Annotated in this window: 18 protein-coding genes and 1 riboswitch; of the genes, 11 read left to right on the top strand and 7 right to left on the bottom strand. The window is 65.1% G+C overall.

Annotation, left to right across the window (positions count from 1 at the left end):
* Window positions 1-35: 35 nt before the first annotated feature.
* Window positions 36-680 carry a BUD32 family EKC/KEOPS complex subunit gene (locus AC0SZ7_RS16565; RefSeq protein WP_475505386.1) on the bottom strand — a complete coding sequence of 215 codons (645 nt, stop codon included), beginning with the start codon at window positions 678-680 and terminating at the stop codon, window positions 36-38.
* Between the two features lie 106 nt (window positions 681-786).
* On the opposite strand from AC0SZ7_RS16565, the gene msbA reads away from it, so the two are divergent.
* The 4 genes from msbA (at window position 787) to hldE (ending at window position 5,567) form a co-directional block, all read left to right on the top strand.
* On the top strand, window positions 787-2,589 hold the full coding sequence (gene msbA, locus AC0SZ7_RS16560; protein WP_475505385.1) for a lipid A export permease/ATP-binding protein MsbA: 1,803 nt from the start codon (window positions 787-789) through the stop codon (window positions 2,587-2,589).
* A 164-nt stretch (window positions 2,590-2,753) separates the two neighbouring features.
* Window positions 2,754-3,455 (top strand): sulfotransferase family 2 domain-containing protein, encoded by a 702-nt coding sequence (locus AC0SZ7_RS16555; RefSeq protein WP_475505384.1) that lies wholly within the window; start codon window positions 2,754-2,756, stop codon window positions 3,453-3,455.
* Window positions 3,448-4,059, top strand: a complete 612-nt coding sequence (cysC, locus tag AC0SZ7_RS16550; protein ID WP_475505383.1) for an adenylyl-sulfate kinase — start codon at window positions 3,448-3,450, stop codon at window positions 4,057-4,059. The genes AC0SZ7_RS16555 and cysC overlap by 8 nt, the downstream gene beginning before the upstream one ends.
* An 86-nt stretch (window positions 4,060-4,145) precedes the next feature.
* Window positions 4,146-5,567, top strand: coding sequence for a bifunctional D-glycero-beta-D-manno-heptose-7-phosphate kinase/D-glycero-beta-D-manno-heptose 1-phosphate adenylyltransferase HldE (gene hldE, locus AC0SZ7_RS16545; protein WP_475505382.1), 1,422 nt, complete (start codon window positions 4,146-4,148; stop codon window positions 5,565-5,567).
* A gap of 51 nt (window positions 5,568-5,618) precedes the next feature.
* Here the strand turns inward: hldE and AC0SZ7_RS16540 are convergent, their stop codons facing one another.
* From AC0SZ7_RS16540 to AC0SZ7_RS16525, 4 genes are read right to left on the bottom strand one after another with little or no spacing between them, the layout of a single operon-like run.
* Complete coding sequence (locus tag AC0SZ7_RS16540; RefSeq protein ID WP_475505381.1) at window positions 5,619-6,587, bottom strand: metal ABC transporter ATPase; 969 nt, start codon at window positions 6,585-6,587, stop codon at window positions 5,619-5,621.
* A gap of 50 nt (window positions 6,588-6,637) precedes the next feature.
* Window positions 6,638-7,450, bottom strand: coding sequence for an aldo/keto reductase (locus tag AC0SZ7_RS16535; protein ID WP_475505380.1), 813 nt, complete (start codon window positions 7,448-7,450; stop codon window positions 6,638-6,640).
* Window positions 7,447-8,622, bottom strand: coding sequence for an NAD(P)/FAD-dependent oxidoreductase (locus AC0SZ7_RS16530; RefSeq protein WP_475505379.1), 1,176 nt, complete (start codon window positions 8,620-8,622; stop codon window positions 7,447-7,449). Before AC0SZ7_RS16530 ends, AC0SZ7_RS16535 begins: the two co-directional genes overlap by 4 nt.
* 42 nt (window positions 8,623-8,664) lie before the next feature.
* On the bottom strand, window positions 8,665-8,997 hold the full coding sequence (locus tag AC0SZ7_RS16525; protein WP_475505378.1) for a DMT family transporter: 333 nt from the start codon (window positions 8,995-8,997) through the stop codon (window positions 8,665-8,667).
* An 88-nt stretch (window positions 8,998-9,085) separates the two neighbouring features.
* On the opposite strand from AC0SZ7_RS16525, the gene AC0SZ7_RS16520 reads away from it, so the two are divergent.
* Both AC0SZ7_RS16520 and waaA read left to right on the top strand, forming a co-directional pair.
* The gene (locus AC0SZ7_RS16520; RefSeq protein ID WP_475505377.1) at window positions 9,086-9,976 is read left to right on the top strand and encodes a LysR family transcriptional regulator; all 891 of its coding nucleotides are present in this window, start codon (window positions 9,086-9,088) and stop codon (window positions 9,974-9,976) included.
* A gap of 30 nt (window positions 9,977-10,006) precedes the next feature.
* Window positions 10,007-11,284, top strand: coding sequence for a lipid IV(A) 3-deoxy-D-manno-octulosonic acid transferase (gene waaA / locus AC0SZ7_RS16515; RefSeq protein ID WP_475505376.1), 1,278 nt, complete (start codon window positions 10,007-10,009; stop codon window positions 11,282-11,284).
* 50 nt (window positions 11,285-11,334) lie between these two features.
* Here the strand turns inward: waaA and AC0SZ7_RS16510 are convergent, their stop codons facing one another.
* A complete protein-coding gene (locus tag AC0SZ7_RS16510) occupies window positions 11,335-12,777 on the bottom strand; it encodes a TolC family outer membrane protein (protein WP_475505375.1) in 1,443 nt (480 codons plus the stop codon).
* A gap of 134 nt (window positions 12,778-12,911) precedes the next feature.
* A riboswitch (TPP riboswitch) is annotated at window positions 12,912-13,017 on the top strand.
* 154 nt (window positions 13,018-13,171) lie between these two features.
* Here AC0SZ7_RS16510 and thiC point away from each other — a divergent pair.
* Together thiC and cytX are read left to right on the top strand one after the other, a co-directional pair.
* Window positions 13,172-15,061 carry a phosphomethylpyrimidine synthase ThiC gene (thiC, locus tag AC0SZ7_RS16505; protein ID WP_475505374.1) on the top strand — a complete coding sequence of 630 codons (1,890 nt, stop codon included), beginning with the start codon at window positions 13,172-13,174 and terminating at the stop codon, window positions 15,059-15,061.
* 136 nt (window positions 15,062-15,197) lie between these two features.
* Complete coding sequence (gene cytX / locus AC0SZ7_RS16500; protein WP_475505373.1) at window positions 15,198-16,484, top strand: putative hydroxymethylpyrimidine transporter CytX; 1,287 nt, start codon at window positions 15,198-15,200, stop codon at window positions 16,482-16,484.
* Here cytX and AC0SZ7_RS16495 read toward each other — a convergent pair.
* Window positions 16,453-17,199, bottom strand: coding sequence for an RsiV family protein (locus AC0SZ7_RS16495; protein ID WP_475505372.1), 747 nt, complete (start codon window positions 17,197-17,199; stop codon window positions 16,453-16,455). The two genes, cytX and AC0SZ7_RS16495, sit on opposite strands and share 32 nt — an antisense overlap.
* A 214-nt stretch (window positions 17,200-17,413) precedes the next feature.
* Between AC0SZ7_RS16495 and AC0SZ7_RS16490 the strand changes: the two genes are divergently transcribed.
* The 3 genes from AC0SZ7_RS16490 to cpdA all read left to right on the top strand — a co-directional run bounded on the left by AC0SZ7_RS16490 (window position 17,414) and on the right by cpdA (window position 19,451).
* On the top strand, window positions 17,414-18,025 hold the full coding sequence (locus tag AC0SZ7_RS16490) for an NUDIX domain-containing protein (RefSeq protein WP_475505371.1): 612 nt from the start codon (window positions 17,414-17,416) through the stop codon (window positions 18,023-18,025).
* A complete protein-coding gene (locus AC0SZ7_RS16485; RefSeq protein WP_416422129.1) occupies window positions 18,016-18,468 on the top strand; it encodes a DUF1249 domain-containing protein in 453 nt (150 codons plus the stop codon). Before AC0SZ7_RS16490 ends, AC0SZ7_RS16485 begins: the two co-directional genes overlap by 10 nt.
* Before the next feature lie 167 nt (window positions 18,469-18,635).
* Window positions 18,636-19,451, top strand: coding sequence for a 3',5'-cyclic-AMP phosphodiesterase (gene cpdA / locus AC0SZ7_RS16480; protein ID WP_475505370.1), 816 nt, complete (start codon window positions 18,636-18,638; stop codon window positions 19,449-19,451).
* Window positions 19,452-19,530 lie beyond the last annotated feature (79 nt).

Below are 19,530 nucleotides of genomic sequence, written 5' to 3'. Positions count from 1 at the left end.
CAGCTCCCACAAGACAGTTGCTGCTACAGCCTGCGTCAGCCCAGGCGCTCGGCCAGCTGGCTGCTGTTCCAGCGCTGCGGCGCGTGGTCGGCGTAGGCCTGGAAAAACGGCAGGCCGGCGTCCTGCATCAGCCAGTCGCGGTCTTCCTCGTAGCGCAGCATGTGCTGGAAATTGCGCAGGCACAGGCTTTTGCGCAGCGCCCAGGGGTAGGTGCGCAGGTCGGCGATGTCGATCAGCCCCAGTTCGCCTTCCGGCGTCATCACCACGTTGCCCAGGTGCAGCGAGCGGAAATACACGCCACGCTCGTGCAGCCCGGCCACGAAGGTGGCGAACTGGGTAAGCAGCGCCCGCGGTGGCGGCACCGGCCCGGTGATCAGCTGGCGCAGGGTGTCGCCGGGCAGCGGGGCGTAATGCACCACGTCGCGCTCGATCTCGGCCACCCGGTAGGTCGCCAGGATGCGCGGGCAGGGAATGCCGCGCTTGCGCAGCGCATCGGTGTTGCTGGCGAAGCGCTGGGCGTAGGGGAACAGGGCGGCGGAGGTGATCACGCGCTTGCGGCGGAACAGCTTGAGGAAATTGCCGTCAGGCAGCAGCAGGACCTTCTCGCCGTGGCCATCGGCCTCGATGACCCGGGCCCCCTGGCGAAGCACCTGATAGTCCGCGTAGTCGAGTCTTTGCATGCCGGCCCCCTGAAAATAGCCGGCTATCATACCCCAGCCTGGCCCCATACGCTTAATCGGCCGACCCTGTGGTAGTATTTCCGCTCTCTTGTACGTGCAGATTTCTATGAGTCATTCAGAAAAAGCCGAACCGTCCAGCCTCAAGGTCTACTTCCGCCTGCTGTCCTACATGCGGCCATACGTAGGCATTTTCGCCTTGAGCATCGTGGGCTTCCTCATTTTTGCCTCCACGCAGCCGATGCTGGGCTACATCCTCAAATACTTCGTGGATGGCCTGACCAACCCCAATGCGTCGTTGTTCCCGACGGTCCCTTACCTGCGTGACCTGCGCCTGTTGCAGGCGGTGCCGCTGCTGATCGTGCTGATCGCGGCCTGGCAAGGGCTGGGCTCCTACCTGGGCAACTATTTCCTGGCCAAGGTTTCCCTGGGCCTGGTGCAGGACCTGCGCATCGAGCTGTTCAACAACCTGTTGACGCTGCCCAACCGCTATTTCGACCAGAACAACTCCGGGCGCCTGATCTCGCGCATCACCTTCAACGTGACCATGGTCACGGGGGCGGCCACCGATGCCGTCAAGGTAGTGATTCGCGAAGGCATGACCGTGGTGTTCCTGTTCGGCTCGCTGTTGTTGATGAACTGGCGCCTGACCCTGGTGATGGTCGCCATTTTGCCGCTGATCGCGGTCATGGTGCGTACTGCCAGCGGCAAATTCCGCAAGCAGAGCAAGAAGATCCAGGTAGCCATGGGCGACGTCACCCACGTGGCGTCCGAGACCATCCAGGGCTACCGCGTGGTGCGCAGCTTCGGTGGCGAGGCCTTCGAGCGCGAGCGTTTCCTGGCGGCCAGCCAGAGCAACACCGACAAGCAACTGCGCATGACCCGCACCGGCTCCATTTATACGCCCATGCTGCAGTTGGTGATCTACACCGCCATGGCCGTGCTGATGTTCCTGGTGCTGTTCCTGCGTGGTGACGCTTCGGCCGGTGACATGATCGCCTACATCACCCTGGCGGGCCTGCTGCCCAAGCCTATTCGCCAACTGTCGGAAGTCAGCTCCACCATCCAGAAGGGTGTGGCGGGCGCCGAGAGCATCTTCGAACAGCTGGACGAGACCCCGGAAGTCGACACCGGCACCGTGGAGCGCGACCGTGTCAGCGGCCGCCTGGAAGTGCGCAACCTGAGCTTCACCTACCCCGAGACCGACCGCCGCGTGCTGGACGACATCAGCTTCACGGTTGAGCCAGGCCAGATGGTGGCGCTGGTAGGGCGTTCAGGCAGCGGCAAGTCGACGCTGGCCAGCCTGATCCCGCGGTTCTACCACCACGACCAGGGCGAAATCCTGATCGACGGTATCGAGGTCGAGGACTTCAAGCTGATCAACCTGCGCCGCCATATCGCCCAGGTTACCCAGCACGTCACCCTGTTCAGCGACACCGTGGCCAACAACATTGCCTACGGCGACCTGGCGGGCGCACCGCGTGCCGATATCGAGAAAGCCGCGGCCGATGCCTACGCCAAGGAGTTCATCGAGCAGTTGCCCGAAGGTTTCGACACCCAGGTGGGCGAGAACGGCGTGCTGCTGTCCGGCGGCCAGCGCCAGCGCCTGGCGATTGCCCGGGCACTGCTGAAGAATGCCCCGGTGCTGATTCTCGACGAGGCCACCTCGGCGCTGGACACCGAGTCCGAGCGCCATATCCAGGCGGCGCTGGACCAGGTCATGAAGGGGCGCACCACGCTGGTGATCGCGCACCGCCTGTCCACCATCGAGAAAGCCGACCTGATCCTGGTCATGGACCAGGGGCGCATCGTCGAGCGCGGTACCCATGACGAGCTGCTGGCGCATAACGGTTTCTACGCCAAGCTGCATGCCATGGGCCTCGACGAGCCGGTTACCGCCGACATTACCTGACGGCCAATGTAAAGCGCGTGGTACCAGGGGGGCGGCATATGTGTCGCCCCCTTTACGTTGTTGACCAAGGTTAAATATTTCTTCAGCCCCCAGTTGCTATTGTCTGCCCTCGCTGTCGCGGGTAACCCACACGGGTCCCCCGCCTTTAACACTCGGGTGCTGCAATGCTGCAACGTATGATCTGGAAGTTGCTTCCAAAGTCTCAGCGGGCATTCCTGCTGGGGCGCCTGTCCGTGGTCGACCGTCAGGCTGTGAACAAATCCATGTCCGGCTCGGTGGCGTTCCCGCAACCTTTCGCCGAGCGCGCCTGCCTGTTCATCCATGTGCCCAAATGCGCTGGCAGCAGTGTCAGCACGGCCCTGTTCGACGGCTGGTTCCCCGGCCATATCCCGCTGTACTGGTACGAGCAGCAGTTCCCCGAGCAGTTCGCCGCAAGCTTCAAGTTTGCCTTCGTGCGCGACCCGCTGGAGCGTGCCTACTCGGCTTTCGCCTACCTCAAGGGGCGGCCCAACTCCCGTGATGGCCAGGCCCATGCCATGGTCAGCCGCTACAACGACTTCAACGCTTTCGTCAGCCATTGGCTGGATGCGGACAACCTGCGCAAGCAGATTCATTTTGCCCCGCAGACCGATTTCCTGGTGGACTCGCTGGGTCACCTGTCGATGGATTTCATCGGTCGCCAGGAGCATATCCAGCGTGACTTCGCCCACCTGTGCGAACGCTTCGGCGTGAGCCGCGACCTGCCGCAGGTCAACCGCTCGCGCAACCGGGTCGAGGCACTGGCCCGCGACTTCTGCAGTGTACGAACACGGCGCCTGGTGCGCCGCGCCTATCAACGTGACTACGAGTTGCTTGGCTATGAATGAAGTGTTGCTGCGCAGTGGTGAACGCCCCCATATCCGCCCCTACAGCCTGGCCGTGCCGGTGGCAGCCCGCGCAGCCATCAAGGGCCAGCGCCCGCGCTGCATCTGGATGACTGGCCTGTCGGGTGCCGGGAAATCGACCCTGGCCAACGCCCTTGAGGTGCAACTCAACCAGCGCTCGCTGCATACCTTCCTGCTCGATGGCGACAACGTGCGTGGCGGGCTGTGCAATGACCTGGGCATGAGCGCGGCGGCGCGCAAGGAGAACATCCGCCGGGTCGCCGAAGTGGCGCGGCTGATGGTGGATGCGGGGCTGATTGTCATTGTCTCGGCCATCTCGCCGTTCCGTGCGGAACGCGAAGCCGCCAAGGCGCTGTTCGGGCCTGGGGAATTCTTCAGCGTGTATGTCAGCACCTCGTTCGCCACCTGCGCGCGCCGCGACCCGAAGGGTTTGTACCAGAAGGCGCTCAGCGGCGAGATCAAGGATTTTACCGGCCTGGACAGCCCCTATGAGGTGCCGTTGGACGCAGATTGCGACATCGACACCGAAATGCTCGGCCTGGATGACGCCACGGCCATGCTGCTGGACCGCCTGCAGATCCCTTGAGCCGCCCAGCCGGTCGCATGCCCTCTGAAGGCAGCCGCCGCGCTGTGCTAATATCGCGCCCTTGTCTATTTGTATGTGGGTTGCCCATGAAGTTGTCCATGCCGCGATTCGATCAAGCCCCTGTCCTGGTGGTCGGCGATGTCATGCTCGACCGCTATTGGCATGGCGGTACCTCACGCATTTCGCCTGAGGCACCGGTGCCGGTGGTCAAGGTAGAGCAGATCGAGGATCGCCCAGGTGGCGCGGCCAACGTTGCCCTGAACATTGCCGCCCTTGGCGCCCCGGCTTCGCTGGTGGGTGTCACTGGCCAGGACGAGGCGGCCGAGAGCCTCGCCAACAGCCTGCACGCCGCCGGCGTGCGTGCTCATTTCCAACGCATCGCCCACCAGCCGACCATCGTCAAGCTGCGGGTGATGAGCCGTCACCAGCAACTGCTGCGCATCGACTTCGAAGAACCCTTTGCCACCGACCCGCTGGCGCTGGGCGCCGAGGTTGACGCGTTGCTGGAAGGCATCAAGGTGCTGGTGCTGTCCGACTACGGCAAGGGTGCGCTGAAGAACCACCAAAGCCTGATCCAGGCCGCCCGCGCCAAGGGTATTCCGGTGCTGGCCGACCCCAAGGGCAAGGACTTCTCCATCTACCGTGGCGCCAGCCTGATCACCCCGAACCTCAGCGAGTTCGAGACCATCGTGGGTGGTTGCGCCGATGAAGCGGAGCTTGTGGCCAAGGGCGCCAAGCTGATGAGCGACCTGGAACTGGGCGCCCTGCTGGTGACCCGTGGCGAGCACGGCATGACCCTGCTGCGCCCGGAACACCCGGCGCTGCACCTGCCGGCGCGCGCCCGTGAAGTATTCGACGTGACCGGTGCCGGCGATACGGTGATTTCCACCCTGGCCGCCGCCATCGCCGCGGGCGAGGAGCTGCCGCACGCCGTGGCCCTGGCCAACCTGGCCGCTGGCATCGTTGTCGGCAAGCTGGGTACCGCCGCCATCAGCGCCCCGGAACTGCGCCGCGCCATTCAGCGCGAGGAAGGTTCGGAGCGCGGCGTGCTGGGCCTCGACCAGTTGCAACTGGCGATCGAGGACGCCCGCGCGCACAACGAGAAAATCGTCTTTACCAACGGTTGCTTCGACATTCTGCACGCCGGCCACGTGACCTACCTGGAGCAGGCGCGCGCCCAGGGTGACCGTCTGATCGTTGCGGTGAATGACGACGCCTCGGTGAGCCGCCTGAAAGGCCCGGGCCGGCCGATCAACAGCGTTGACCGGCGCATGGCCGTGCTGGCTGGCCTGGGCGCGGTGGACTGGGTGATCAGCTTCAGCGAAGGCACCCCGGAAAACCTGCTGACCCACGTGCGCCCCGACGTGCTGGTGAAAGGCGGTGATTACTCGGTGGACCAGGTAGTGGGCGCCGACATCGTCAGCGCCTACGGCGGCACCGTGAAGGTGCTGGGGCTGGTGGAAAACAGCTCGACCACCGCCATCGTCGAGAAAATCCGCAGCAATTGACGCCCCGCGTAGCCGCTGCCGCAGGCTGCGGCTACGGGGTTGTGTGTCTGCTCAGGTTTTATGCAGATTGCCGCGCGCCAGGCGCAGCAATGCCCGCGCCTTGTGAGTCAGTTTGCGCAGCCCCGTGCGTGGCTGATGCACGGGCGCCAGCCCTTGCTGGTGCAGCCAGTCCTTCCAGCGAATCCGCTCATCGTGCACCACCCAGCCTTGCTGTTGCGCGAAGCTTTCGGCCAGGTGCACGCCGCGTGTGCTTGCCGGGTGCAACTGGCCTTTCTTCAGGGTGTACAGCTCGGCGGCGGGCTTGCCGTCGTCCACCGGCATCAGGTACAGGTCCGGCTTGCTGCGGTCCAGGCGCGCCACCAACTGGTCCTTCTCCAGCCGCTCGTCGACGTGGAACAGGCTCAGCGACTTCACTTCCTTGGGCACTTCCAGGCGCAGGTCGTACACCAGCTGCAGCGACGCCGTGGGCAGGTGCACGTAGGCGCGTGGCCGCTCTATCAGGTTGAGGCTGCCGGTGCGCACCGGCAGCGCCGCGCCAGACAAAGGCCGCAGCTTGAACGGCATTTTCTCGCGGTAGTGCAGGGCGCCGGTGTACGGCGTGGGTAGCCAGGTGTCGTTGAACTTGCCGATCAGCCAGCCTTCGCTGGTTTCCAGTAAACACTCTTCCGCCACTTCCTGGATGGCCGTGAGCAGCGGCAGGTTCAGCTCGTGCGCGGGCACGTAGCCGGAGATGAGCTTGAGCACCACGTCGCCGCGGTCCTGGCGGCGCTGGCGCACCAGAATCCAGTAGTCGCGGTTTTGCCACGTCAGGGTGAGGCGCACCGACACGCCCAGGTTGGCGAGCTCAAGGGAAAAGCGCTGGGGGTCTTCCACGGCCACCTGGCGGCGGCGCTGCAGGGTTTGCGCAAAGTTCAGCGGCATGCCGATGCTCTGGTAGCTCAGGCCTTCGGGCGTGGCTTCGACGAACAGCGGCAGGGTCTTGAAGTTGCTGGGGTTTTTTCTTATCAGGGTACGCGGCATGTCGGCTCCTTCTTGCGTCGGGGTCGGCCGCGTGGGCGGCTCCGTGTGTTTCAGCTCCCGCGTATCACAGCGGCTGCGGTGGCCACGTTGTGGGCCAGGTGCAACGGGTTGATGGTGCCGACAATAGCACTGGCGACACCGGGGTGGGCGAACAGCAGCTCGAAACTGGCGCGCACCGGGTCGGTGCCCGGGCTCAGGCAGGCGTGGCCGCTGGCCAGGGCCTTCTTCACCAGGATGGCCTTGCCGTGTGTGGCAGCGTAGTCCAGCACCGGGCGTTCGCCCTGCTCGTTGAGATTGTAGGTGACCATGGCGCAATCGCCGTGCTCAAGCGCTTTCAGGCCGCCGGCCACGGTTTTGCCGGAGAAGCCGAAGCCGCGTATCTTGCCTTCCTGCTTCAGGCGCGCCAGGGCTTCGTACACCCCGGTCTGTTCGAGGATGGCCAGGTCGTTGCCGTCGGAGTGCACCAGCACCAGGTCGATGAAGTCGGTTTCCAGGCGTTTCAGGCTGCGTTCCACGGAGAAGCGCGTGTGTTCGGCGCTGAAATCGAAGTGCGAATGGCCGGCTTCGAACTCCTCGCCCACTTTGCTGACAATCACCCAGTCCTGGCGCTGGCCGCGCAGCAGCGGGCCCAGCCGGGTTTCGCTGGTGCCATAGGCGGGCGCGGTGTCGATCAGGTTGATGCCCAGCTGGCGAGCCTGGTCCAGCAGCAGGCGGGCCTGTGCATCATCGGGGATGGTGAAGCCATTGGGGTATTTCACCCCCTGGTCGCGGCCCAGCTTGACGGTGCCCAGGCCCAGCGGCGAAACGCTCAGGCCAGTGCTGCCCAGCGGGCGGTGCAGGTCGTGCAGGCTGGCGACGGTCATGGCAGCAGTTGCTCCCAAGGGGTCTGGCCCATGGGCGGGCGGGGCAGGGCCGGCAGCGGTTCGTGGCTGCCTGGCTTGATGTTGTCCCGTTCAAGGCTGGTGATGACGCGGTCGGCGAAGTCCGGCGCCAGGGCCAGCTTGGTTGGCCAACCCACCAGCAGCGCGCCCTGCTCGGCCAGGAAAGCGTTGTCGGGGCGTACCAGGCCTGACTGGGCAGGTTCGGCGCGGTCCACGCGCAAGGTGGCCCACTGCACTTGGCTGAGGTCGACCCAGGGCAACAACTGGCCCAGTTCTTTCTGCGCCGTGGCGATCTGCTCCGCGGGTGAACGGGCCACGCCGTCGGCCTCGGCAATATCGCCGCCCAGGTACCACACCCATTGGCCGTCGCTGGCCGGGTGGGTGGTGACGGTGATGCGTGGCTTGGTGCCGCCGCCCAGGCAGTGGGCGTACAGCGGCTTGAGGCTGGCGCCCTTGGCCAGGATCATGTGCAGCGGCCGGCGCTGCATGGCCGGCTGGTCCACGCCCAGGCTGGCCAGCAGGTCGGCGGTGCCGGCGCCGGCGCTGAGCACCACGCGCTGGGCGCGGATGGCGCGGCCGTCGACGCGCAGGCCGGCCAGTTGGCCGTTTTCCAGCAGCGGTTCCAGATGTTCGCCGGCCAGCAGGCCGTCGCCGCCCAGTTGCGCCAGGCGCTCAATGACCGCCGGGGTGTCGACCACCAGTTCGGCCAGGCGGTAGACCTTGCCCTTGAAGGCTTTGTCCTGCAGGGCCGCAGGCAGGTCGCTGCCCTTGACCTGGTCGACGCGGCCGCGCACCGCCTTGCTGGCGAAGAAGCTGGTGAGGTTGCCGGCGAGGGTGCCCGGCGACCACAAGTAGTGGGCCTGGGACAGCACGCGCACGCCGGCCAGGTCCAGCTCGCCGGTGCCGGCCAGCGCTTCGCGCCAGCGCCGCGGCATGTCGGCGATGGCTTCGCTGGCACCGGTCAGGGCGCCATGCAGCGCGTACTTGGCGCCGCCGTGAATGATGGCCTGGGACTTGAGGCTCTGCCCGCCGCCCAGGCTGGCGTTTTCCACCAGCACGGTCGAATAGCCCAGGCGCCGCAGGCGGGCGTTGAGCCACAGGCCGGCGACGCCAGCGCCGACAATCAGCACGTCAGTGGAAATAGCGGATGACATCAAGCAACCTCACAGGCGAAAACAGACCGGCAGTATACAGCCTCAGTGCCCGGCGGTTTTCGAGAACAGCTGGATCACCACCACGCCCAACAGAATCAGGCCCATGCCGGCGATGGCGGGCATGTCCAGTTTCTGCCCGTAGACCACCAGTGCGGCAATGCTCACCAACACGATGCCCATGCCCGACCAGATGGCGTAGGTAATGCCTACGGGGATCACGCGCACCACCAGGATCAGCATCCAGAACGCGATGGCATAGCCGCAAATGACCAGGAACAACGGCAGCGGCGTGCTCAGGCCCTTCACGGCTTTCATGCTGGTGGTGGCAATCACTTCGCAGCAAATGGCGATAGCGAGGAAGTAGTAGGCAGTCATGGTGTGAACCCTCTGAAGTTGGTTCGCATTCTAGAGGCTGGGCAGATGAGGTAAAGTGAATACCTATCTATGCAGGAGATAGGTTGCCATGGGCATCCAATGGAATCTGGAGCAGATCCAGCTGTTCGTGCAGGTGGCCGAGCAGTGTTCGTTTTCGGCCGTGGCGCGCCAGCAGGGCCGTGCCCAGTCGGCAGTCAGCAGTGCGATTGCCCTCCTTGAAGAAGACCTGGGCGTGACCCTGTTCAACCGCAGCAGCGGCCGCCAGCCGCAGCTGACCGAGGCGGGCAGGGCGCTTCTGGAAGAAGCCCGCGAGCTGCTGCGCCAGTGTGAGCGCCTGGACGGCCGCGCGCTGGCGCTGCACCGGGGCCAGGAGGCGCAGTTGCGCCTGGCCCAGGACGAGGCCATGCCCTACCAGCCGGTGCTGGACAGCCTGGAGAAACTGGCGGGGCGCTACCCGGCCGTCGAAGTGCAGCTGGCCAACAGTGCCCCGGGCGACGTGGCGCGCAAGCTGGTAGAGCGGCGCGCCGACCTGGGCCTGCTGTTCCACCATGAGCATATGCCTGCCGCCCTGGAGCGCCGGGCCCTGGGCAGCGTCGAGATGGTCACCGTGTGTTCGGTCAACCACCCCCTGGCCACCCACGCGCACGTCAGCCGCCAGCAACTGGCCCGGCACCGCCAGCTGCTGGTGGCCCTGGAAAGCAGCCGCTACCCGGGCGGCGACCCCATCAGCCCGCAGATCTGGCGCGCCGACAGCTTCTACGTGATGGCTGAACTGCTGATGCGTGGGCTGGGCTGGGCCTGGCTGCCGCGTCATGTGGTGCAGTACCCGGCGTACCAGCAGCAGATGGTGGAGTTGAACAGCGAATGGGTGCCGCCGGCGCTGGTGGTGGAGCTGGTGTGGCGGCGCGACGAGCCGCTGGGCCCGGCGGCACGCTACCTGGCCGAGTGCTTTACCTGGCACCTGCGGGCCATTGGTTAAGCGGCCGCGCTGCTAGTAAACTCCGCCGCCATGAACAGAACTCTTTACACCCTGCTGTTTCACCTGGGGCTGCCACTGGTAGCGTTGCGGCTGTGGCTGCGTGCACGCAAGGCGCCGGCCTATGCCAAGCGTATCGGCGAGCGTTTCGCGCGCAACCTGCCGGCCATGCGCACTGGCGGTATCTGGGTGCACGCGGTGTCGGTGGGCGAGAGCATCGCTGCCGCGCCGATGATTCGCGAGCTGCTGCTTCGCCATCCCGAGCTGCCCATCACCATCACCTGCATGACCCCTACCGGTTCCGAGCGTATCCAGGCGCTGTTCGGCAACGAGCCGCGGGTGCAGCACTGCTACCTGCCCTATGACTTGCCGTGGGCTGCGGCGCGTTTCCTCGACACGGTGCAGCCGCGCCTGGCCGTCATCATGGAAACCGAACTGTGGCCCAACCACATTCACCAGTGCGCCCTGCGCGGCATTCCGGTAGCGCTGGCCAATGCGCGGTTGTCGGAGCGTTCGGCGCGTGGCTATGCACGCTTCGCCAAGCTGACCGCGCCGATGCTGGCGGAGATGAGCCTGATCGCCGCGCAGACCGAGACCGAGGCCGAACGATTCCGCCAGCTGGGCGCGCGACCTGAATGTGTGCAGGTGACGGGCTCGATCAAGTTTGACCTGAAGGTCGATGGCCACCTGCTGGAGCGCGCAGCGCAATTGCGCCAGGAATGGCAGGCCGGCGGCCGGCCGATCTGGATCGCCGCCAGCACCCACGAGGGCGAGGACGCGGTGATTCTCGCTGCCCACCGGCAACTGCTGGCGAGCCACGGCGACGCTCTGCTGATACTGGTGCCACGCCACCCTGAACGCTTCAACAGCGTGTTCGAACTCAGCGTGGCCGAGGGCTTCGACAGCGTGCGTCGCTCCAGCGGCGCGGCGGTGACTGCGCAGCAACAGGTGCTGGTGGGCGACACCATGGGCGAGTTGCTGTTCCTCTACGCCCTGGCCGACATGGCGTTCGTGGGCGGCAGCCTGGTGCCCAATGGCGGCCACAACCTGCTGGAACCGGCGGCGCTGGCGAAGCCGGTGCTCAGCGGGCCGCACCTGTTCAACTTCCTGGAGATCGCCGCCATGCTGCGCCAGGCGGGAGCGTTGATCGAGGTGGACGACGCGGCCGGGCTGGCGCTGGCGGTGCGGCAGTTGATCGAGCTGCCGCAGGATGCCCAACGCATCGGCCAGGCGGGGTTGGCGGTGATGCAGGCCAACCAGGGGGCGTTGGAGCGGTTGCTGGTAGGGTTGAACTGGTTGTTGCGCCCCTGACGCGGCCTGGCGGCCGCTGCTACAGGGCTGCGGCCGGCGCATTACGCGAACTATTTCTTCACAGGCTTGAGCAACTCCTGCGCGGCCTTGGCCAAATCCGGCGGCAGGAAGTCCTTGTCCGGGTTGTAGTCGGGCTTCAGCCAGCGCGCCAGGTCCTGCAAATCCTGCGGGCTGAGCGTGCCGGCGGCCTGTTTCAAGCGCAGGTTGTCGAGGATGTAGTCATAGCGGCTGTTGTTGTAGTCGCGCACCGACGAATACAGCTGCCGCTGCGCGTCCAGCACGTCGACGATGTTGCGCGTGCCCACCTGGTAGCCGATTTCCGTGGCTTCCACCGCGCTCTGGTTGGAGATGATCGACTGCTTGCGCGCCTGCACCTGTTCCACGTCGGTATTCACCGCGCGGTGCAGGTTGCGGGTGTTCTCCACCACCTGGCGGCGCAGACCTTCACGTTGCTGTTCGCTCTGGCTCAGGCGCTGGTACGCCTCGCGCACCTGGGAGCTGGTGAGACCGCCGCTATACAGCGGAATATTCACCTGCAGGCCGACGGTGCGCTGCTCCACATCACCGTGGTAGGTCACGCCGGGGAAGGCGCTGGGGTTGCTGAAGCCCAGCAGGTCGTTGTCACCTTTCTCGTATTTGGCCACCGCGTCCACGGTAGGCGCATGGCCGGCCTTACGCTGGCGCAGGGTTTCCTCGGCGCTGGTCACGGCGTAGGCGCTGGCCTGCAGGTTGAGGTTCTGCTGGGAGGCGGTCTCGACCCAGGTCTTCGCATCGTTGGGGCTGGGCGGCAGCACCGGCAGCGTGTGCACCACGCCCTGCACCGAGTTGTAGTCGCGGTTGGTCAGCGTCACCAGCGCCTCGAAGGCGTCGTCCACCTGGCGTTGGGCGACGATGCGGTTGGCGCGGGCGGTGTCGTAGCTGGCCTGGGATTGCAGCACGTCGGTCTTGTCCGACAGGCCTACGTTGAAGCGCTCGTTGGACTGGTCCAGCTGGCGCTTGAACGCTGCCTCCTCGGCCTTGGTGGCGGCCAGGGTGTCCTGGGCGCGCAGCACGCTGAAGTAGTCCTCGGCGGTCTGCAGAATCAGGTTCTGCTCGGTGGCGGACAGCTGCAGGGCGGCCTGCTCGTTCACGGCCTTGGCTGCCTTCAACTGGAACCAGCGGTCGGCGCGAAAAATCGGCTGGGCCAGCGTCGCCTGGTAGCTGGTGCCGCTGCGGTTGGTGGTCTGCGCAGGCTCGTCTAGCTGGGTGCGCACGCTGGTGATGTCGCTGCCCGCCGACAGGTTGGGCAGCAGGCCGGCGCGGGCCTGGGGCACCACTTCGCTCTGGGCGGCATAGTCGGCGCGGGCCGCGGCCAGGTCGGCGTTGTTGTTGACGGCTTCCCGATACACGCTGACCAGATCCGTGCGGCTGGCCAGGGGCGCTATCTCTGCTGCCTGTGGCATTGCGTTGAACGCACCTGACACCGCAATCGCCAGTGCAATTTTGCGCAGCATGATTCAATCCTTGTAATTAAACGCTGTGCGAGTGTAGTTGCACGGGCGTGCTGCAACAATCCGGCATATCCGCCATTTATCCCGCCCCATCACGCAAGGCTTGTCGTTTGGCCGGCTGCGCGTCTAGACTGGCCGGGTTCTTGTCGGGGTGCCTTGAGTGAAAGGCTGAGATCGGTTAATCCGGATCCCGTTGAACCTGATCAGGTTAGCGCCTGCGTAGGGAACAAGATTTCTCGTCCTCCCGGCGAGTCCTCTTGTGCTTCGTCCGGGAAATTGTTCATTTTGTGAGCAGTTTGCGACGGCCAAAGCACAGCACCGCCCCAGGTGCAGTCCGTGCCTTTTTCAGGTTCCACTCCCGACATTCCACTGCTGGATGCTGTCTGGAGAGCCTGTGATGAGTAAACAAGAAAAAAACCTTGCCCACCTGAGCGAGTCTGCCCAGGTCGACGCGCAATCGGTAAAGCCGTTCACCCGTTCGCAAAAAGTCTACGTGCAGGGCTCGCGCCCCGACATCCGCGTGCCCATGCGTGAAATCAGCCTGGACGTGACGCCAACGGACTTCGGTGGCGAGATCAACGCCCCGGTCACCGTGTACGACACCTCCGGCCCCTACACCGACCCCAACGTGGTGATCGACGTGCGCAAGGGTCTGGCCGACGTGCGTTCGGCGTGGATCGACGACCGTGGCGACACCGAGTGCCTGGGCGGCCTGAGCTCGCACTTCGGCCAGCAGCGCCTCAACGATGAAGAACTGACCAAGCTGCGCTTCGCCCACGTGCGCAACCCGCGCCGGGCCAAGGCCGGTGCCAACGTCAGCCAGATGCACTACGCGCGCCAGGGCATCATCACCGCCGAGATGGAATACGTGGCCATCCGCGAGAACATGAAGCTGGCCGAGGCGCGCGCCGCCGGCCTGCTGAAAGAGCAGCACAAGGGCCACAGCTTCGGCGCCAGCATTCCCAAGGAGATCACCGCCGAGTTCGTGCGTGAAGAGATCGCCCGCGGCCGCGCCATCATTCCGGCCAACATCAACCACACCGAACTTGAGCCGATGATCATCGGCCGCAACTTCCTGGTGAAGATCAATGGCAACATCGGCAACAGCGCCCTGGGCTCCTCCATCGAGGAAGAAGTGGCCAAGCTCACCTGGGGCATCCGCTGGGGCTCGGACACGGTGATGGACCTGTCCACCGGCAAGCACATCCATGAAACCCGCGAGTGGATCATCCGCAACTCGCCGGTGCCCATCGGTACCGTGCCGATCTACCAGGCGCTGGAGAAGGTGAACGGCGTGGCCGAGGACCTGACCTGGGAGCTGTTCCGCGACACCCTGATCGAACAGGCCGAGCAGGGCGTGGACTACTTCACCATCCACGCCGGCGTGCTGCTGCGCTATGTGCCGCTGACCGCCAAGCGCGTCACCGGCATCGTCAGCCGCGGCGGCTCGATCATGGCCAAGTGGTGCCTGGCGCACCATAAAGAGAACTTCCTCTACACCCACTTCGACGAAATCTGCCAGATCATGAAGGCCTATGACGTCAGCTTCTCGCTGGGCGACGGCCTGCGCCCCGGCTCGATTGCCGACGCCAACGACGAAGCGCAATTCGGCGAGCTGGAAACCCTCGGCGAGTTGACCAAGATCGCCTGGAAGCACGACGTGCAGTGCATGATCGAAGGCCCTGGCCACGTGCCCATGCAACTGATCAAGGAGAACATGGACAAGCAGCTGGAATGCTGCGACGAGGCGCCGTTCTACACCCTGGGCCCGCTGACCACCGACATCGCGCCAGGCTACGACCACATTACCTCGGGCATCGGTGCGGCGATGATCGGCTGGTTCGGTTGCGCCATGCTCTGCTACGTCACGCCCAAGGAGCACCTGGGCCTGCCGAACAAGGATGACGTCAAGACCGGCATCATTACCTACAAGATCGCCGCCCATGCCGCCGATCTGGCCAAGGGGCACCCCGGCGCGCAGATCCGCGACAATGCCCTGAGCAAGGCGCGTTTCGAGTTCCGCTGGGAAGACCAGTTCAACCTGGGCCTGGACCCGGACACCGCGCGCGCCTACCACGATGAAACCCTGCCCAAGGACTCGGCCAAGGTGGCGCATTTCTGCTCCATGTGCGGGCCGAAGTTCTGCTCGATGAAAATCACCCAGGAAGTGCGCGAATACGCGGCCAACCAGAAGATCGAGGCTGTGGATATCTCCATGGAGGAGGGCATGCGCGAGCAGGCGGCGCGCTTCAAGCAGGAAGGCAGCCAGCTGTACCAGAAGGTCTGACACTGCGTTGAATCTTCACGAATAACTGTGGGAGCTGGCTTGCCAGCGAGCTTTTCGGCGGCTTTGAAAAGCTCGCTGGCAAGCCAGCTCCCACAGTCCCAATGTGCATAACAACCCATCTCCTCCGAGATCCAAATTGAACACACCCAGCCATTATTCCCCGGACGTTGCTGTCCCTTCCTCCCAGCGCGTGTTCGGCGCCCGGGACCTGTTTTCCCTGTGGTTCTCCCTCGGCATCGGCCTGATGGTGCTGCAGACCGGTGCCCTGCTGGCGCCGGGCCTGGGCCTGTCGGGTTCGTTGCTGGCGATTTTGCTGGGCACTGCGGTAGGCGTGGTACTGCTGGCGGCTGTCGGCGTCATCGGCAGCGACACCGGCCTGTCGTCCATGGCCGCCTTGCGCCTGAGCCTGGGCCAATACGGCGCAGCGCTGCCGGCGCTGCTCAACCTGTTGCAGCTGGTGGGCTGGGGCGCGTTTGAGATTATCGTGATGCGCGACGCCGCCAGCCTGCTCGGCGCGCGGGCGTTTGGCGAGGGCAGCGCGCTCACCAACCCGATGCTCTGGACCCTGGTGTTCGGCGCCCTGGCCACGTTGCTGGCGGTCAGCGGCCCGCTGACCTTCGTGCGCAAGTTTTTGCGCAAATGGGGCATCTGGCTGCTGCTGGCCGCCTGCCTGTGGCTGACCTGGAACCTGTTCGCCAAGGCCGACCTGGGCGCCCTGTGGGCCAAGGCCGGCGACGGCAGCATGAGTTTCGCGGTGGGCTTCGACATTGCCATCGCCATGCCGTTGTCCTGGTTGCCGCTGATCGCCGACTACTCGCGCTTCGGCCGTGCGGCCAAGGGCGTGTTCGGCGGCACCGTGCTGGGCTTCTTCATCGGCAACTTCTGGCTGATGAGCCTGGGCGTCGCCTATACCCTGGCCTTCGCCCCAAGCGGCGAGACCAACGCGCTGCTGTTGGCGCTGGCCGGTGCGGGCCTGGGTATCCCGTTGCTGCTGATTCTGCTGGACGAGTCGGAAAACGCCTTCGCCGACATCCACTCGGCGGCGGTGTCCACCGGCCTGCTGGTGCGCCTGAAGGTCGAACACCTGGCGCTGGCCATCGGCATCGTCTGCACGCTGATTGCCTGCTTTGCGCCGCTGGCGCAGTACCAGAACTTCCTGCTGCTGATCGGCTCGGTGTTCGCGCCGCTGTTCGGCGTGGTGCTGGTGGACCATTTCATCCTGCGCAAGCGCAGTGCCCAGGCCCAGGCCGTGCCGCTGCGCTGGACCGCGCTGGTGGCCTGGGTGGGCGGCATCGCCACCTACCACGTGCTGGCCAACCTCTACCCCGAGGGCGGCGCCACCCTGCCGTCATTGCTGCTGGCCGGGTTGCTGCACGCGGTGCTGGCAGCGGTCAGCCGCGGCCGGGAAACAGTGCCGGCTTGATCACGCCATTGAGCCGCTGGTAGTCGACCTTGATCTCGGCCTGCCCCAAAGCGTAGGGGGCGATGGTGTTGACGTCATACTTGAGGATGATGCCCGCCGAGGTCAGGGCGATGTGCGTGGTGTGCTTGAACGGCCAGTCCTTGACGAACTTGGGGTCACTGGCCAGGCCATTGTCGGCCAGCCAGCCGCGGTGGGCCTCTTCCGCGGCTTTCCAGAACGCCGGCTCTTCGCCGGGCACCAGCATGTCCGCAAGCGTCAGCACTTTCTGCTGCTGGCGCGACCAGTTGATGAAGTCGCGGCCGGGGATGCCTTCCGGCGCGCCGGTGTCCAGGTAGCTCGACACTTCCACGATCACCAGCCCGTCATGCTGGTCGCGTACCTTGGATTGCAGGTAGCTGCCGTAGCGGTTGGGCGCATGGGCCAGGAAGCTGTCCTCGTAGGCTTTCAGCGAGGTGGGCAACTGGGCATTGGCGTCGGTGCGGGTCAATTGCAGCATGCCGCGCTCCATGATCGGGTCAAGGGCGGGCTCGCTGGGGAAATGGATCACGTCCAGGTTGAACAGCGGGCAGTCTGGCGCCGTGCAGCCAGGTTTCACGTGCTCGAAGGCATCGCGGCGCGTGTCCAGCGGTTTGTTCATGCTTGGCTGAAACAGGCTTTGGCAAGCGCCCAGTGTCAGGGCCACGGCGGCCATGGACGTGAATTTCAGAAGCGACATGGTGTTCCTTGACGGTCAGGAAGGGGGTTGCGGGCAAATGTTGTCGTGCTTCGACTCTCGGCATCGCCTTCAGTTCGCCACTAAGCTCAATAGTAACGGGCCGCGGCCCTGCCGCCTATCTTGCCGGGCGCGGCGGGGTCTTGAAAGGGGCTGCAAAGCGCTGGCATCGCAGTTAGGATGGCGCGAAGCTGCACGGACGATGACGAGGTTTTACATGACAGACAGGGCACAGCCGACCAAGGTCGAGATCCTCGAGCGCGAGAACTGCTACAAGGGGTTCTACCAACTGGACCGCCTGCACCTGCGCCATGAGCTGTTCGATGGCGGCACCAGCAAGGACATGACCCGCGAAGTGTTCGTGCGCCACGACGCCGTGTGCGTGCTGCCCTACGACCCCAAGCGTGACGAAGTGGTGCTGCTGGAGCAGTTCCGCGTCGGCGCCATGCTGAAAACCGCCAACCCCTGGCTGGTGGAGATGGTTGCCGGTCTGATCGACAAGGCCGAGCAACCGGAAGAAGTTGCGCACCGCGAGGCCGAGGAGGAAGCTGGGCTTGTGCTGCAGTCGCTCTGGCCCATCACCAAATACTTCCCTTCGCCAGGCGGCAGCACCGAATTCGTGCATCTGTACCTGGGGCATTGCAACAGCGAAGGGGTGGGTGGCCTGTTCGGCTTGAAGGAAGAAAACGAGGACATCCGCGTTACCGTATGGGCTTATGAAGACGCCCTGCAGGCCGTGCGTGATGGCAAGATCATCAACGCGGCAACGATCATCGCCCTGCAGTGGCTGGCGTTGAACCGCGAGGAAGTCAGGGGGCTGTGGAAGTGAACCTGTTGCGCGACCGCTACCGTGTCGACCTGGTCGGCCTGCAGGCAGCCTGCGAGGCAAACTACGCGCGCCTGATGCGCCTGTTGCCGAACATGCGCCATGAACAGCATTCGCGCAAAGTGGCCATGACCCAGGGCGAGCAGATGCTGGGCGTGCTCACCCTGGAAGTGCTGCTCGCCTGCCCCTACACCACCACCTTGCGCGTACGCCAGGAACACAGCCTGCCGTGGCTGCCGGTGCCGCAGCTGGAAGTGCAGGTGTACCACGACGCGCGCATGGCCGAAGTGGTCAGCGCCGAACACGCCCGCCGCTTCCGCAGCGTGTACCCGTACCCCAATGCCAGCATGCACCAGCCCGACGAGAAGGCGCAGTTGAACCTGTTCCTGGGGGAATGGTTGAGCCATTGCCTGGCGTGTGGGCATGAGTATGAGTATGTGCGGTAGCAACGCCCTCGATCTCAAGGACGAGACGAAACCTGCGCCGTGCACCTCCAAGCCTGATCACGGTTACGTTTTTTATCCCCAGATGTGAGCCACATCCCGCCCCCGCGTTTGCCCCCCGCCCGCATCCCCACCATAATCCTTGCTGGTACCCCCTGAAGGAGACGGCCTTGCCGAGCGCACCCACCCCTACCACCGACGAAGCCGTGCTGCTGGTGCAGATTTCGGACAGCCACCTGTTCGCCGACGTCGACGGCGCCCTGTTGGGCCTGAAGACCGCCGACAGCCTCGCGCGGGTGGTCGAGAAGGTGCTGGCCGAGCAGCCGCGCATTGATTTGGTGGTGGCCAGCGGCGACCTGTCCCAGGACGGCAGCCTGGAGTCGTACCAGCGTTTCGAGGCGCTGACCGCGCCCATCCAGGCGCCCAAGCGCTGGTTCGCCGGCAACCACGACGAGCCGGTGCCCATGGAGCAGGCCGCGCAGGGCCGCGACTACCTGCAGCCGGTGGTCGACCTGGGCAACTGGCGCATCACCTTGCTTGATTCTTCGGTGACCGGCTCGGTACCTGGCTATCTGGCGGACGACCAGCTGCAATTGCTGGCCCAGGCCCTCAGCGAGGCGCCGGAGCGTCACCACCTGATCTGCTTCCACCACCACCCGGTGTCCATTGACTGTTCATGGATGGAACCCATCGGCCTGCGCAACCCCCACGCACTGTTCGAGGTGCTCGACCGCTTCCCCCAGGCGCGCGCGCTGCTGTGGGGCCACATCCACCAGGACTTCGAGCGCGAGCGCAACGGCGTACGGCTGATCGCCTCGCCGTCCACCTGCATTCAGTTCAAGCCAGGCAGCGAGGATTTCGCCCTGGACGAGCTGGCGCCGGGGTACCGGTGGTTGCGGCTGCTGCCGGACGGGAAGATTGAAACAGGGGTTTCGCGGCTGGAAGGCTTCGAGTTCACCCCCGACATGGGTGCCGAAGGTTACTGACCCTGTAGCAGCGGCCGAAGGCCGCGTCCGCTGGCACCGCAGCGTGCCAGAGGCAGCAGTTCGAGGCGGTGACGCAGCC

It is taken from the genome of Pseudomonas sp. JC1203, assembly GCF_056175065.1.
The sequence above is the reverse complement of the archived record's forward strand: the minus strand, read 5'-3'. Positions and strand labels throughout refer to the sequence as shown.